Origin of the sequence: Streptomyces sp. NPDC002785, from assembly GCF_040295565.1 — a bacterium.
Lineage (GTDB): Bacteria > Actinomycetota > Actinomycetes > Streptomycetales > Streptomycetaceae > Streptomyces.
This window is the reverse complement of the sequence record NZ_JBEOVN010000008.1, coordinates 70,253-84,512: the sequence shown is the minus strand read 5'-3', so window position 1 is coordinate 84,512 and position 14,260 is coordinate 70,253. Positions and strand designations below refer to the sequence as shown.

Annotated in this window: 13 protein-coding genes; 4 read left to right on the top strand and 9 right to left on the bottom strand. The window is 71.5% G+C overall.

Going from position 1 to position 14,260, the window contains the following annotated elements; genetic code table 11:
* Positions 1-24: 24 nt before the first annotated feature.
* On the bottom strand, positions 25-3,714 hold the full coding sequence (locus tag ABTZ94_RS04260; RefSeq protein WP_351197309.1) for a phosphodiester glycosidase family protein: 3,690 nt from the start codon (positions 3,712-3,714) through the stop codon (positions 25-27).
* A 56-nt stretch (positions 3,715-3,770) separates the two neighbouring features.
* On the opposite strand from ABTZ94_RS04260, the gene ABTZ94_RS04255 reads away from it, so the two are divergent.
* Positions 3,771-4,298, top strand: a complete 528-nt coding sequence (locus ABTZ94_RS04255) for an NUDIX hydrolase (protein ID WP_351197307.1) — start codon at positions 3,771-3,773, stop codon at positions 4,296-4,298.
* A 67-nt stretch (positions 4,299-4,365) separates the two neighbouring features.
* On the opposite strand, the gene abc-f is transcribed toward ABTZ94_RS04255, so the two are convergent.
* The 3 genes from abc-f to ABTZ94_RS04240 all read right to left on the bottom strand — a co-directional run bounded on the left by abc-f (position 4,366) and on the right by ABTZ94_RS04240 (position 7,587).
* A complete protein-coding gene (gene abc-f / locus ABTZ94_RS04250) occupies positions 4,366-6,015 on the bottom strand; it encodes a ribosomal protection-like ABC-F family protein (protein WP_351197305.1) in 1,650 nt (549 codons plus the stop codon).
* Between the two features lie 298 nt (positions 6,016-6,313).
* Positions 6,314-7,258: a M56 family metallopeptidase gene (locus tag ABTZ94_RS04245; protein ID WP_351197303.1), complete on the bottom strand. Its 945-nt coding sequence runs from the start codon at positions 7,256-7,258 to the stop codon at positions 6,314-6,316.
* On the bottom strand, positions 7,255-7,587 hold the full coding sequence (locus ABTZ94_RS04240) for a BlaI/MecI/CopY family transcriptional regulator (protein ID WP_351197315.1): 333 nt from the start codon (positions 7,585-7,587) through the stop codon (positions 7,255-7,257). Before ABTZ94_RS04240 ends, ABTZ94_RS04245 begins: the two co-directional genes overlap by 4 nt.
* Before the next feature lie 264 nt (positions 7,588-7,851).
* On the opposite strand from ABTZ94_RS04240, the gene ABTZ94_RS04235 reads away from it, so the two are divergent.
* The 3 genes from ABTZ94_RS04235 to ABTZ94_RS04225 are packed head-to-tail and all read left to right on the top strand — an operon-like array spanning position 7,852 to position 9,823.
* A complete protein-coding gene (locus ABTZ94_RS04235; RefSeq protein ID WP_351197301.1) occupies positions 7,852-8,520 on the top strand; it encodes a DedA family protein in 669 nt (222 codons plus the stop codon).
* Positions 8,520-9,122 carry a phosphatase PAP2 family protein gene (locus tag ABTZ94_RS04230; RefSeq protein WP_351197299.1) on the top strand — a complete coding sequence of 201 codons (603 nt, stop codon included), beginning with the start codon at positions 8,520-8,522 and terminating at the stop codon, positions 9,120-9,122. The genes ABTZ94_RS04235 and ABTZ94_RS04230 overlap by 1 nt, the downstream gene beginning before the upstream one ends.
* Complete coding sequence (locus tag ABTZ94_RS04225) at positions 9,119-9,823, top strand: phosphatase PAP2 family protein (protein WP_351197297.1); 705 nt, start codon at positions 9,119-9,121, stop codon at positions 9,821-9,823. Before ABTZ94_RS04230 ends, ABTZ94_RS04225 begins: the two co-directional genes overlap by 4 nt.
* 9 nt (positions 9,824-9,832) lie before the next feature.
* Here the strand turns inward: ABTZ94_RS04225 and ABTZ94_RS04220 are convergent, their stop codons facing one another.
* The 5 genes from ABTZ94_RS04220 to ABTZ94_RS04200 all read right to left on the bottom strand — a co-directional run bounded on the left by ABTZ94_RS04220 (position 9,833) and on the right by ABTZ94_RS04200 (position 14,254).
* Complete coding sequence (locus ABTZ94_RS04220; protein ID WP_351197295.1) at positions 9,833-10,093, bottom strand: DUF6191 domain-containing protein; 261 nt, start codon at positions 10,091-10,093, stop codon at positions 9,833-9,835.
* Between the two features lie 32 nt (positions 10,094-10,125).
* Complete coding sequence (locus ABTZ94_RS04215; protein WP_351197293.1) at positions 10,126-11,340, bottom strand: PP2C family protein-serine/threonine phosphatase; 1,215 nt, start codon at positions 11,338-11,340, stop codon at positions 10,126-10,128.
* 178 nt (positions 11,341-11,518) lie between these two features.
* Positions 11,519-12,295: a GNAT family N-acetyltransferase gene (locus ABTZ94_RS04210; protein WP_351197291.1), complete on the bottom strand. Its 777-nt coding sequence runs from the start codon at positions 12,293-12,295 to the stop codon at positions 11,519-11,521.
* Positions 12,292-13,212, bottom strand: a complete 921-nt coding sequence (locus ABTZ94_RS04205) for an NADP-dependent oxidoreductase (protein WP_351197289.1) — start codon at positions 13,210-13,212, stop codon at positions 12,292-12,294. Before ABTZ94_RS04205 ends, ABTZ94_RS04210 begins: the two co-directional genes overlap by 4 nt.
* 142 nt (positions 13,213-13,354) lie before the next feature.
* Positions 13,355-14,254: a TIGR03619 family F420-dependent LLM class oxidoreductase gene (locus tag ABTZ94_RS04200; protein ID WP_351197287.1), complete on the bottom strand. Its 900-nt coding sequence runs from the start codon at positions 14,252-14,254 to the stop codon at positions 13,355-13,357.
* Positions 14,255-14,260: the final 6 nt, after the last annotated feature.

Here is a 14,260-nt window from a genome sequence, read left to right as displayed (position 1 = left end):
GTCGCCGGACAGGCCCGTGGTCCGTCAGGCCGCCGACGCGGCCCCGATCCTAATCTGCACCTTCTGTGTCGTTCCGTTGACCGTCACGGCGAGCGTGATCGTGCCCGGTCGGAGCGCGATGAGGGTGCCGGTGGACGGGTCGAGGACCGCCGTGTGGCGGTGGCGGGAGTCGTCCTGGTCGCCGATGTGGACGTTCGGGGATCCGGTCCAGTCCGCGGCCAGCGGGAAGCCTACCGGGACACTGCGGGCGCCCTGGGTGACGGTAGCCGTGATTCTCGTACGGCTTCCGGTGCCGAGCACCGAGGGTGCGTCGATTTTCAGCGCGTCGACATGCGCACGTGTCTGCACGGAGACCCAGTCGGGCCCGCCCTGCCACGGCCGCTGTCGCGCTGCGGCCTGTTCACCGGACGTGACGTGGTCGGCGCCGACCAGCGACCAGCCGGTGAAGCCGCCCTCGTCCGTCGGCCCGGCCGGTGCCTTGCCGGAGTTGCCGTTGATCAGATACGGCACTCCGTCGACATGCGAGGCGTGGAACACCCCGACATGGCTGCCGACGAAGGCCGCCCCCTTGCCCGTCGTACGGCGGAAGCCGGCGAGCCAGTGTTCGACGAGGGCCGCCTCCTTACGGTCCCCGAGGCGGCTTCCGTTCTGCACGGTCGGGTCGCGCGGCGGTACGTGCTGGATCAGCATGACCGAGTCCACGGTCCGGTCCTTCGCCGCCGCGTCCAGCTGGGCGCGAAGCTGTTTGATCTGGGCGAAGCCCCCGCCGCGCAGGCTGAGGCTGGAGGTGTCGAGCGTGACGAAGCGGGTGCCCTTGTGGTCGAACGTCCTCTGGGCGGGCCCGAATTCGGTGACGAAATTGTCGATCCTGCCGCCCATCACCTCGTGATTGCCCGGTACGTAGTACCAGGGCAGCGAGTCACCGAGTTCCTGGTTGAGGATCCGGTGGGCGAAGGCCAGGTCGGCGGGCGATCCCTCGTCGACGAGGTCGCCGTTGATCACGAGGAAGTCCGGGCGGGCCGCCTTGATCTCACGCAGGGTGCGCCGTGCCTGGGTGACGATCGCACTGTCCGGGTCGCGGGCGACGAACTGGGCGTCGGACATCACCGCGAACTGCCAGTCCCTGCGCTCGGTCACGGCCGCCGGGTCGATCAACGGGTCGGTGGGAGCCGCCCGCTCGGGTAGGTCGACGGTGGGCGGCACCTGGGCGGTGAGTTCGTCGATGACGATCTCGCCCGTGTACTGCTTTGCCGCCGCTGTCTCTGCGAGGTAGAAGCGGGACACGGAGAGCGGCATGGCAGCTCCCGGCGGTACGGCGAAGGTGGCCTGCCGCCAGCCGGTCCAGGTTACGTACGGTCCGCGCAACAGCTGGTCGGAGCCTGCGGCGTCCTTGAGGTGCAGGGTCGGCCAGGCGCCCTTGCCGTCGCCCTTGATCCACAGCTTGAACGACTGGGGCTGGCCGGGCACGGTGACCGGCTGGGGCGGGGCCGCGTAGGCGGCGCGGGTCGCGGTGGACTGGGTGAAGTCGTAGGTGAGCCTCAGTCCGGTGCCGGTGTGGCCGTCGGGCGTGGCAGCGAGTGATCCGCTCGCCCGGGCTTGGCTGAACTTCCAGGACCCTGCGTCGTCGAAGGAGGAGACGGCCTGCTCGGCGAGACCGACGCTGACGGCGAGGACGGTGGTGGTGCTGGCCACGGTCGCCTTGATCTGTCCGGCGCCGCCGCCGGTGCGTGAGGTGACGGTGAAGGAGCCCTGGCCGTCGTCGCGGATGTCGAAGAGTGCGTGATCGTAGTCGAGGGCGATGTCCCGCGGTTCGACGGGGGCGCTGGTGCCGTGGGCGTCGAGTCCGACGATGCCGAACGAGCCGGTGGCCTCGGCGTCGGCGAGGCCCACCCGCTGGGTGATCGGTTCGATCCGGGCGAGCTTGTCGAGGACGGTCAGGGATGTGCTGCCGCGTACTGATCCGTGTTCGGCGCGTACGTCGGTGGTGCCGCTGTGGCGGGCGGTGAAGAGCCCGTTGCCGTCGACCTCACCGATGGCGCCTCGCACCGTACGCCAGCGCGGGGTGCCGTCGGCGGGGCCGTACGTCTCGTCGTATCCGGTCGCGGTGAGCTGTCGGGTGAGTCCGGGGAAGACGCGGTCGGGGTGGCCGCCCTTGACGGGGTCGACGCCCGGTGCGGAACCGGCGGGTGTACGGGGCTGGACCCAGAAGCCCCTGAGCCGGCCGCTGCCGTCGGGGGCGGTGAGGGCGAGGCCGTTGGGGACGGTGCGTTCGCTGCCGTCGGACGGGCTGTTCTCCACCCGGAGCGTGTCGCTGCCGGGCTCGCGCGCGACGAGGGTCGACGATCCGCCACCGTCCAGATTGAGTGCGCTGTACGAGCCGGCGTGGCGCATCATCAGACCGAGTTCGGTGAGGGTGACGCCGCCACTGTCGGCCTGCCGCCCGTCGACGGTGAGGATCTGCATGGTCCGGCCGTCCTTGGAGAAGCCGACGGCGGTACGGGGCGCAGCGGTGTTGTTGCCCTCGCCGTCGTGGTTCTGCGCGACTGCGTCGGCGACGAGAAGTTCACGGCCGCCGACCGCGGTGCGCGGCACGGCTCCGCTGTCGGTGCGTGCCCGGTAGGTCAGGGACACCGGGTCGCCGGGTTTCAGGGCGTCGACGGCGCCGGACCCGGCTTCACGGCCGACCAGGACGGTGGTGTCGTCGGGGACGGCTCCCGATCCGGGGGTGTCCGAGACGGAGACGACCTTGCCGTCCCGTACGACCGCTTCGGCGACCGGGGTTGCCTTGTCCACGGTCAGGGCACGGTCGGCGGTGCCCCATGCGGAGGTGTACGCGCCGACTCCCCCGGCCGGCACATTGGCGGCGTTGTACGCGGCGAGCGGCTGCTGCCCGGAAGGCAGGGTGAGCGTCCCTTCGAAGTACAGGTTCAGGATGCGGCCTGCGCTGTCGGGGCCGATGCCGACGGCCCGGTTGATTCCCGGGGCGGGCGACTGGACGGTGGCCCCGTCCTTGATGCCGATCCCTTCCGGGGCACCGGTCTGGTTGATGTCGAAGAAGTCGGCGTTGACCGCGGCGACAGTGCGCCGGCCGTGGCCGGCGTCGTGTCCGGCGGCGAGTTCGGCGGCGAGTTCGGAGACCGTGCGCCGGTCGGAGACCTTGCCGGAGGAGAGGTAGTCGGCTTGTACGCCTGTGCCGGCGAGGTCGACGGAGAGGGAGTCGACCCGCAGCCACTTGTCGGATTCGAGCCGGTCGTACGAGTCGAGACGGACGCCCGGGGCGATCGGGCGCGAGGTACGTGCGGTCTCGATGCCGTCGCCGTCCGCGACGGATCCGGTCTCCCCCGCCGGGTTGCTCGCGGGTGGTGGGGCGACCGGTCTGAGGACTTCGGCGGAGGTGAGGGGGCGGGGGTCGGGGGTCGAATCGGCGAGGGCGGGAGAGATCGCGCCGATCGTCACCGCGGACACCGTCGCCAGCAGCACGAGCGGTCGCGCGACCGTCCCGTACCGTCGTGCCGCCCTCCCGCGCGGTCCGGTCGTCTTGCCGACTATGCCAAGGACCACAAATCCTCCTGGAATTCCGATGGTTGCGCGGCCGGCCCGCAGGCAGAAAGCGCTGTCGGCGGACAGCATGGCCGCGCGCACAGCCACGCACCAGAGGGCATCGGGAACCTCGGGGGAAACAGGGAACGTCGAGTCGATGACTGCGGTGATCACCGGACAAGGAGTGTCGTCCGTGGCGGCGTACGGTACCGGGACGCAGACTGGACGGCATGCCGTCCCAGAAGCGCGCCACGCGCAGTGCGGGTCTTCTTCTGTTCCGCCGACTGGAGGGGGCCGCGGAAGACAGTGCCGGTTTCGAGGTGCTCATCGGGCATATGGGCGGCCCGTTCTGGGCGGGCCGCGAGAGTGCTGCCTGGTCGATCCCCAAGGGTGAGTACGGCCCTGACGAGGAGCCCGCGACCGCTGCCCGCCGTGAGTTCGAGGAGGAGTTCGGCCGTCCGGCACCGGACGGTGAGTGGGTGGCGCTCGGTGAGGCCCGTCAGTCCGGTGGCAAGACCGTGGTGGTGTGGGCGATGGAGGCGGATCTCGATGCCGCGGCGGCCTTTCCCGGGACATTCACCATGGAGTGGCCGAGGGGGTCCGGTGTGCTGCGCGAGTTCCCGGAGATCGACCGGTTCGCCTGGTGCACGCCCCGGGAGGCCGCGGAGCGGCTCGTCACGGGCCAGCGGATCTTCCTCGACCGGCTGCGGGAACACGTGGAGAACGGGAGGGTGACGCCCGCTCAGGACGGTCCCTGAGCGGGCTTTTCGCCGTCTGTGCGGTTGATCTGCGGGCTGTACAGGTGGTGTTCAACCGCACCCCGGCTCACGCAGGACCGTTCCCGACCGGGTGGCCGCAGTGCAGCTCCATCCTGTCGCCGGTGAAGCGGCGGCGGAAGCTGCGGTCGTGCGAGACGACGACGACGGCTCCCCGGAACTCCGCGAGCGCCGCCTCCACCTCCTCGACCAGGCTGAGCGCGATGTGGTTCGTCGGTTCGTCCAGCACCAGCAGATCGGCCGGGCGGGTGACCAGGCGGGCCAGTGCGAGCCGTCGCTGCTGCCCGACGGAGAGGGCGGCGACCGACACCGTCAAGTCCTCGGGACGGAACAGACCCAGGGCGAGGAGGCTCTCCGCGTACTCGTCGGGGTGGCCGGGCCGCCCTGCGGCGAAGGTCGCCAGCAGTGTGCGGCGCGTCGGCCGGGCAGGGAGTTCCTGCGGGAGGTAGCCGATCCTGGCCCGGCGGCACACCGTGCCCTCGTCGGGGGAAAGGTCCCCGGCCAGGACCCGCAACAGGGTGGACTTCCCGGCGCCGTTGGGGCCGGTGACCAGGAGGCGCTGCCCGGGGTACACGCGCAGCGCGGACAGGCGGAGCCGGTCGCCGACGACGACGGAGTCGAGCGCGGCGAGGGGTCCGGGGTCCGTACCGCCGTCGGCGGTGACGGCGATGTCGGCGCAGAAACGCAAGGGCAGGGGCGGGGCGGGTACGGGTGCCCTGCGCAGCCCGTCCAGCCGGCTTCTGGCGGCCCTGACCTGCCCGGACAACTTGGCCTCGTGCGAACGCCGGTGCTTGCCCCAGCCCTCGCCCGGGTCCTTTCCCGTACCGGCGAGGCGCTGGCCTGCGGCGCTCACGAGTTCTTCGGTTCGGGCCACCTCGTCCAGCCATTCCTGGTGGTCCTGTGCCCAGCGGCGGCGGGCGGCCGCCTTCGCGGTGCGGTAGTTGCCCCAGCCGTCCCCGTACCGGACGACGCTGCGCAGGTCACGGTCGACCTCGAGGATGACGGTGGTGGTCCGCTCCAGGAAGGTCCGGTCGTGGGTGATGACGACGACGGTGCCGCGGTGGGCGCGCAGGTGGTCCTCCAGCCAGATGGTGGCACGGAGGTCGAGGTGGTTGGTCGGCTCGTCGAGCAGCAGAAGTTCGGGGGCGGATGCCAGTACGCAGGCGAGCGCGAGCCTGGACTTTTCGCCTCCGGACAGCGTGCCGAGGGGGCGTTCGCGCGTGAGGTGGGTGAGTCCCAGGCCGTGCAGGGCCGCGTCGACCCGGGAGTCGGCCTGGTATCCGCCGCGTTCCTCGTACGTCGTCAGCAGATCGCCGTACGTGGCGAGCCGGGATTCGTCCGGAGTCCCGGAGGCGGCGAGCGCTTCTTCGGCGGTACGGATGTCCCGCTCCAGCTCGCGCAGTTCGGCCAGGGCCATGTCGACGGCGTCCTGGACGGTGTGGCCCGGGGCGAGAGCGAGCGTCTGGGAGAGGTAGCCGGTGCCGCCGGGGAAGTGGACGGTGATCTCGCCGCTGTCCGGTACCTCTCTTTCGGCGATCAGCCGAAGAAGCGTGGACTTCCCGGAACCGTTCTCGCCGATCACTCCGACTCTGTCGCCGGGGCGGACGGTGAACGACACCTGGTCGAGGACGGTTCGGTCTCCGTATCTCTTGGAGACGTCCTTCATGGTCAGCTGGGCGCGGGCGTGCTTGGGGGGCATGGGTGCTTTCCCTGAGGTGACATGCCTCGGCGGCGCATGAAGGTGCGCGGCGGGGCGGGGCTGTCGGACGGGCGGAGGGGACTGCGGCACGCGGGGGTGGCCCTTGGGGTCACCCGGCGACGCTCAGCGTCGCGCGGCGGCGTCCGCGCCCAGAATCAGCGAAAGAAGTAGTACGAACCCATGGCGCCCAGTGTAACCACGGCCGTTGGAGCCGCCCACGAGTTTTCGGGCAGCTACGGCCGGGGGCCCGGCCCAGGAGAAACGGCCGCCTGCGGCAGCAGATCGCCGGTCGAGGAGATCAGTGCTGCGCGCTCTCACCCTGTGCTGCCTCGATGCTCCTGTGCAGATCGCTCGTCGCGTCGAGCACGGCGGCGCCTGAGACGACCAGACAGGCCAGCAGCGCCGCTGCGGCCGCCCGGCCGACGCGGGGCCTCGGGACGCTACGGCCCAGGAGTGCGGCGACGCGGCGCGGTACGGGCCCGGCCGCTGCGGCGAGCGCCACTCGCGGGCGAGGCTGCGGTGCGCCTTCGGCGGCGCGTGCGGCAAGGGCGGCTCGGCCGATGGCCCGGGCGGCGACCCTTCGGTCACCGACGGCGGAGGCGGCCGCCTCGTCGGCGCAGCGCTCCAGGGCGTAGCCCATGGGCGCACGCAGGGAACGCAGTGCGGGGTGGCAGAGTGCGGCCACTTCGGCGGCGGCGATGAACAGGTGGTGGTGGCCTGCGAGATGGGCGCGTTCGTGTGCCAGCAGGGCGTCGCGTTCGGCGGGGTCCAGGGCGCGCAGCATCCCCGTGGTGACGACGATCCGGCCGGGAGTGCCTGGACGTCCGGGGAGCGCGTACGCGTCGGGGCGGCTGTCGCGCAGGATGGCCAGCTCGCCACCGGCGCAGTCGGGCGACTGTGCGGCCCGGTGCAGCTCTGCCCAGTGGCGGCGGGTGGTGCGGGCGACGGCGGCGGCGCAGCCCGCGAGCAGCGCCAGTGCGGCAGCCGCCAGGGGCACGGCGACGGCGGGAGCGGCGTCGGAGAGCGGCCCGGCGAGTTCACCGAAGGCGGAGACGGCGGAGAACCGGGTCGCGCCGGGCACCACCAGCAGGGCCAGGGCGAGCAGGCTGCACAGGGCGAGGCCGATGCCCGTCGAGGCGAGCAGTCGTACGGCCCGCACCGGCGACAGGGCGTCCGCCAGGTGACGGGCTGCGGGTACCGCGACGAAGGGCATCAGCAGCGGAACCCACACGGCATAGATCATCGGGCTTCTCCGTCGAGCAGGTCCCGGAGCAGCTGCTCGTCCTCATCGGTGAGCTGTGACACGAATCGGGCCAGCACCGTGCTGCGGTCCTCCTCCTTCTGCAGTTCGCTGTGCATCCGGCGGGCGGTCAGCCCGGGCGCGTCCTCGGTGGGGGTGTACGCAAATCCGCGGCCGGCCCGGGTGCGGGTGACCGTACCCTTTTCGTACAGGCGCGACAGGATCGTCGTGACGGTGGTGCGGGCGAGCGTCGCCCCGATGGCACCCTGCACCTGGCCTGGGGTGAGGGGCGTTTCGGCCGCCCACAGGGCCGCCAGGATCGTGGACTCCAGCTCGCCGGACGGGCGCCGCTCCGATGCGGTGTGGTGCGGTGACGGGCGCTCCGGCGCACGCTCCGGCCCGGCTCCCGTTGTCGGCCCGGCCGGTTCGTCGCACGAGCGGGGGTCGGGTTCCCCGCTCGATATCCCCTTCACCTGGGACATGGGAACTCTCCTCCCCCTTCAGGCGTCTACAGTGATGTAGACCGTCTACATCACTGTAGTCAGTCCGGGCGTTCCGCAGGGCCGCCCGCTCACCATTATGGGAGACCTTCCACCGTGTCCGTATTCTCACTGGCGGCCGCGCCGCAAGCGGTGAACCTGCTCGACGCGGGCTCACTGCTCGGAGCGTTCGGTGCGCTCGGCATCGCCGTCGTGCTCTTCGCCGAGACAGGACTGCTCGTCGGCTTCTTTCTGCCCGGCGATTCCCTGCTGTTCACGGCAGGCCTGCTCTGCGTGTCGGGCACCCACGGTCCGGTCGAGCTGTCGTTGCCGCAGGTGCTGATCGCCGCCTTGGCCGGCGCGCTGCTCGGTGCGCAGGCAGGCTACTGGATCGGTCGCCGCGGTGGCCGGGCCCTGCTCGCCCGCAGCCGCGCCAAACAGCTGCACGAGGGTGCCGCCCGCGCCGAGGAGCTGCTCGGCAGATACGGGCATGCACGGGCGATCGTGCTGGCCCGCTTCGTACCCGTCGTACGCACGGTGCTCAACCCGCTGGCCGGGGCGCTCAACGTCCCTGCCGGGCTCTTCACGCTGTGGCAGGTCGTCGGCGGGACGGTCTGGACCGTGGGGCTGGTCCTCGCGGGATACGCGCTGGGGTCCTCGGTGCCCAACGTCGACCGTTATCTGCTGCCGATCGTCGCTGTCGTGGTCATGGTCTCCCTCATCCCTCTCGCCGCCGAGCTGCTCCGCTCCCGCCGCCGGCGCACCGCCGAAGGAGACAACAGCTGATGCTTCTCGCCTCCACCGCCACCTCGATCGACGGCAGCCTGTACACCTGGATCACCGAGCTGGCCCAGCGCTCCCCCGCCGCTCTGGATTCCACCATCCGCGTCTGGTCGGACTACGGGCTGGCCCTGTTCGCCCTGCTGATGCTCGTGTCGTGGTGGCGCTCCCGTTCCGCAGGCCCGGCCCGTACCGCCATGGCGCTCTGCACCCCGCTCGTCGTGGTGGCCGCGTACATCGTCAACGATCTGGTGAAGTCGGCGTTCCATGAGCAACGGCCGTGCCAGACCCTCCATGTCGTGACAGTGGAGGCATGTCCCGCGCTCGGTGACTGGTCCTTCCCCAGCAATCACGCCGCCATCGCGGCAGCCGCGGCGATGGCGATCTGGCTGACCAACCGTCGGCTCGGGGCGGTAGCGGTGCCTGCCGCTCTGCTGATGGCGGCGTCCCGGGTGTGGATCGGTGTGCACTACCCGCACGATGTGCTGATCGGGCTGGTCACCGGCGCGCTCGTCGCCTGGCCGCTGACGGTCGCGGCGCGACGCTGTGCCCCGGCCGTGGTCCGGCTGCGCGAAAGCCCGCTGCGCCCCCTGGTGGCGACACGGTGACCGAGGAGGCGTCGACGGTCGCGCGCGCCCGGTCCGAATCCGTCGCGTTACCGCTCCGCGCACCGCTGGGAGCCGTTCTCGTGGGGCTGCTCGGACTCATCGGGCTGGCGGCTCTCGTCCTGGCCACCCGGCACGGCTCCCCGCCCGCCCTGGACCGGGCCGCCCACGACTGGTCCCTGCGGTATCGGCCGTCGGGCCTCGTGGCGAGCGCCCGGGCCGTCACGGCCACCGGGACCGGAGTGTTCCCGTACGCGACAGCGGTCATCGCCGGGCTGATCGCCGGCCGTGACACCCGCCGACGGCTGGGGTGCGCGGCAGGCGCACTGGCCTTCCTGCTGCTCGCGCAGGGCGTCCGCTACAGCCTCATGGAGCTGATCGCCCGGCCCCGCCCGCCGCTGGGCGACTGGGCCACGCACGCCTCGGGCTTCGCCTTCCCTTCCGGGCACGCGACGACGTCCGCGCTGATGGCCGGCCTGCTGCTCACGGCCATCGGTCTCCGGACGCGCGGCGAGACCGGGCCACGCCCCCTCCGTACTGTCGTCGCCTTCCTGGCGGTCTGCTGGGCCGCGGCCGTCGGCCTGAGCCGGATTCTGCTCGGGGTGCACTGGGCGACGGATGTACTCGCCGGATGGCTGTTCGCCACGGTCTGGGTAGGGCTCGGGACCGCGCTGATACGGAAGGCACTGCCGCTCCCGCAGTGACCCGTGCGCTCAGGTCCCACCCTCATCGAGGCCCCGTGCGATGCCCATCGCCCGGCTGCCATCGAGGTCGGCGGTGCAGCGGTGGGGCGGCGCGCCGTCCTCCTTGTCGTCGCGCAGCAGCGGGGCGCTCCGGCGCTCCTTGAGTTCGCTCCGTTTGCCGGGCGAGAAGCTCGCGTGCAACTGCTCGAATCCGGTCGCCGGCACCTGGCCCCGGCGGACGCTGTTGCGCCACGGCAGCAGACCGGCGCGACAGGAGTCTCGTTGGGACATTGGATCAGTGTTCGGTTGTCCTGCCGGCCGCTCTACCGGTCGCTGAACGTCTCAGCGGCCCGGCGAGCACCGTGGCCGGTTGCCACGGGCCGGTAGCGGCTGCCGGCCGGTGCCCGGCGCAGGGCGAGGGCAGCGATGTCGTCGCGTCGCACGCCCCCGGAGAAGGACTCCAGGTCGGCGTGGAGCGCGTCCAGCACCTCGCGCGGACCGCGCTCTGCCCAACGGCCCAGCCGGGCGTCCAGCGGATAGAAGGCGCCCGATGCGTCGCGGGCCTCGGTGACACCGTCGGTGAAGACCAGGAGCGTGGCACCGGGCGGGAAGTCCAGCCATTCCGCGACCCGTGCTTCCGTGCTGAGCTCCGCCATGCCCAGGGGAACGGATGTGCGGCGCAGCGGAACCGGGCAGGCCACGTCGTCATGCAGCAGCCGGGGCGGCAGATGGCCGCAGTTGACGACCTGTACCCGGTCCTCCCTGTCGAAGCCGAGCACCAGGGCGGTGACGAAGCGTTCGGTCTCTCCGGTCTGGGCGGAGAACACGTTGTGCCGGGCGACAGCGTCCTCCAGCGCATCGACCACTCCGGTCAGGGTGGGCTCACGAATGGCCGCCTCCCGGAACGCTCCGAGCACGGCGAAACCTGCCCCGATCGCCGCGAGCCCCTTGCCCTGGACATCTCCGATGATCACCCGGGTTCCGTACGGCGACTGCACGACCTCGTAGATGTCACCGCCGACCAGGCGGTCCTCCTCGATCGGCGTATAGATGCCATGGGCGAAGATCTGCTCGGTCAGGATGGGCAGCGGGCGCAGAATCTGCCGCTGGAGCGCGACGGCCGCGGAGCGCAGCCTGGCTATCTCGGCGGCGTGGCGAATCCGCAGCGCACAGGAGCCGACCCCCAGGAAACAGGCCAGCACGGTGAAGGCGACGCTGCTGGTGACGTCCCAGAACGTCCCCCCGGTCACCAGTCGGGAGCAGACGACGACGGTCATGATCCAAGTGGCCACGCCCACGGTCTGCCGGATCGTTCCGAAGACCGAGACGAGTGCGGGCACGACCACGAGGAGCGGTATGAGGCGCAGCTCGTCGCCGGTCCGGATGTCGAGGATGCCGACCAGGACGGTCAGCAGTGCCAGCCCGCCGAACAGGGCCCCGTTCCCGATCCGGGGGGCGAAAACGGCTTCCTCCCCCGCATCCGTACCCGGGAGCGTCGCTCCACGCGTCGCCACCTGGCGCTGGAGCCCGATCGTCACGGCCCATTCCTCCCGGGATCTGCCGGCCCCGCGCCGACGTTCACTCCCAGTCCATCCGGTTCTCATGCGGCAGCACACGAGGCTTACGTCCTGTTGGAGTGCGCCGAAGGTCCCGGAACGGGAGATGGCAGTGACCTTCGGCCCGGAAGTCCCGGGACGCAGGTCACTGTGTTGCGGCTCAGCGCACGGCTGCCGCACGGGCGTCGTCGATGCGGCGCACGCCGCCGGTTCCCGGCAGGCGCGTCGGCGGGTGTTCCGGTACGAACGCCGAGAGGAAGGACGTCCGGCGGCGGAGCACGAATCCCAGCGATTCGTAGAGCCGGACGGCATGGATGTTGGAGGCGGAAGCGTGCAGGAACGGTGTTTCGCCGCGCTGCCTGATCTCGTGGGCGACGGCGAGGACGAGCCCGCTGCCCAGCCCCTGCCCGCGCACGGACTCGTCCGTGCAGACGCCGCTGATCTCGCTCCAGCCGGGTAGGTGGAGGCGCTCGCCCGCCATCGCGACGAGCACTCCTTCGCGCCGGACGCCGAGGTAGGTGCCGAGCTGGACCGTACGGGGCAGGAACGGCCCCGGGCGGGTGCGGGCGACCAGGTCGAGCATCTCGGGCACATCGGCCGGACCGAGCCGCACGGCCTGCCCGAACGGAGCCGCCTCGACGCCGCCGTCGACGAGCTGGACGCCCTCGGCGTGGAAGGTGATCTCCCAGTCGTCCGGCGGCGGAGCGCGAAAGGCCGTGATGGTGACGGCACCACCGGGTCCGGCGAGCGCCGCGGCGTCGGCCCAGTCCTCGGCCTCCGGCGCGTCCGGGATCGCGACCCAGGGGGCCACGTCCGCCGGGTAGCGCAGGATGCGGCCGCGGCGCTCGGCGAAGTGGGCGTGCGGGCCGGTCAGCGCGGCGCGAACCGGGCTGTCCAGCGGGTGCGCGTCACCGGCAGTGGCGTGCGGCGCGCTCATGCGATCGCCTCGATCACGATCTTCCCGCGCGCATGTCCGTTCTCCACGGCGCGCAGCGCTTGTCCCGCCTCGGTGAGCGGGAAGGTCCGGGTCACATGCGTCCGCAGGGCTCCGGTGACGACGAGGTCCGCCACTTCGTCGAGGACCGCCGCGGTGCGGGCCCGTGCGACGGCCGCCCCGCCGAGTTCCACCGCCAGTGGCTTGCCTCCGGCGCTGATCAGCGTGGCCGGGTCCGTGAGCAGCGGGGCCACGGCCCTCAGGGTTTCGCCGCCGACCAGGTCGAAGACCGCGTCGATACCGTCGGGGGCTGCTGCCCGGACCCGGTCGGCGAGACCGGCGCCGGATTCGACGTGCACCGCGCCGAGCGACTCGATGAAGTTCTTCTTGGCCGCGCTCGCGGCACCGATGACATGGACACCGGCGTGGCGGGCGAGCTGTACCGCGACCGTTCCGACGCCGCCTCCGGCCCCGGTGATCAGCAGGGTCGAACCGGGCGCGAGTCCGAGCTGGCGGATGCCGTCGTGCGCGGTGGCCGCCGCGACCGGTAGCACGGCCGCGTCGGTGAACGACAGCTCGGCCGGCTTGTGCGCGGTCACGGCGACGGGCAGCAGCGTGTACTCGGCGTATCCGCCGGTCACCGGATTGCCGAAGACCTCGTCCCCGACAGCGAATCCTTCGATGTCCGGGCCCACGCCCTCCACGACCCCGGCGGCCTCACTGCCGAAGACGGTGGGAAACGGCTGCGGCTCACCGCCGGGCCTGGTGTACCCCGTACGCAGCTTCCAGTCGACCGGGTTGACCCCGGCCGCCCGGACGGCGACGAGCAGTTCGCCGGGGCCCGGCACCGGCATGTCCTGCTCGATGAGGGCCTCCACCTCCGGTCCGCCGTTGCGGGTGAACACATACGCCTTGGGCATGAGCTCCCTTTCTCCTGTACATGGCAGCGCCGGTTCACGGCACCGACGGCCGGGCCGGTCACCGGGGCGCTACAGCAGCAGCAAGGTCTTTCTCCATGCACGTATTCCCCGGCGGATGGAGTGTTCGTCGGGCCGCAATGATTCAGCGGACGCCGCCCGTGACCGGGTCCACGACCTTGTTCACGAGGAGTTCGAGAAGCCTCCGGTCGTCGCCCGCGGTGCCTCGTTCGGCGGGTGTGTCCGGGTTGACGTCGAGCAGCACATGGGTGGCGCCCAGCTTGCCGAGTTCCGACAGATCAGCCCGGATGCGGTCGATCGTGCCGTGCCCGGCGGGGCGTTCACTGCCGAGGAGTGCGTCGGTGACGCGGATCTGCAACCGCGGCACGAGCGCGGGAACCGGGCGGCGGACCCGTTCGGCCTCCTCGGTGATCACCGGTATCCCGGCCCGGATCGCATCGAGCGGCAGCCGGTACGGGTGCCAGCCCTCACCCAGCCGGGCGGCCCGGCGCTGGGCAGCGGCCGAGTTGCCACCGACCCAGACGGGCAGGCAGGGGGCGGATGCGGGCGCGGGCGCGGTCCGCACGCCCTGGTACGAGACGTGGTCGCCCCGGAACGTCGTGAGGTCCTCGGTCCATGCGGCGCGGATGGCGGCCAGGTACTCGTCGGTGATCCGTCCCCGCTCGGCGAAGGGCACGCCCAGTGCCTCGTACTCGGCCCTGGACCAGCCGATCCCCGCGCCGAGGATGAACCCGTCGGCGTTCAGGTTGTCGATATTGGCGGCGAGCCGGGCCGTCTGCAGAGGGTGCCGGTACGGAATTACGGTGACGGTCGTACCGAGAACCAGACCGGGTACCCGCCCGGCGATGTGCGCGGCGAGTATGAACTGGTCGTAGAACGGGGCGGGATACGTCTCGTGTACATCTGGGGTGACCGCGATGTGATCGGAGATCATTGCGAAGGAATACCCCAACTCACGGGCATCCACGGCCTGTTGAAGGAGGCTTGCCGGAGTGGTGCCGACACCGAAATTGAGTATGTTCACGCCGAA

Coding starts and splice junctions, on each gene's coding strand:
- ABTZ94_RS04255 (WP_351197307.1), top strand. CDS start 3,771: ATGCCGTCCCAGAAGCGCGCCACGCGCAGTGCGGGTCTTCTTCTGTTC.
- abc-f (WP_351197305.1), bottom strand. CDS start 6,015: ATGCCCCCCAAGCACGCCCGCGCCCAGCTGACCATGAAGGACGTCTCC.
- ABTZ94_RS04245 (WP_351197303.1), bottom strand. CDS start 7,258: ATGATCTATGCCGTGTGGGTTCCGCTGCTGATGCCCTTCGTCGCGGTA.
- ABTZ94_RS04230 (WP_351197299.1), top strand. CDS start 8,520: ATGCTTCTCGCCTCCACCGCCACCTCGATCGACGGCAGCCTGTACACC.
- ABTZ94_RS04220 (WP_351197295.1), bottom strand. CDS start 10,093: ATGTCCCAACGAGACTCCTGTCGCGCCGGTCTGCTGCCGTGGCGCAAC.
- ABTZ94_RS04210 (WP_351197291.1), bottom strand. CDS start 12,295: ATGAGCGCGCCGCACGCCACTGCCGGTGACGCGCACCCGCTGGACAGC.
- ABTZ94_RS04205 (WP_351197289.1), bottom strand. CDS start 13,212: ATGCCCAAGGCGTATGTGTTCACCCGCAACGGCGGACCGGAGGTGGAG.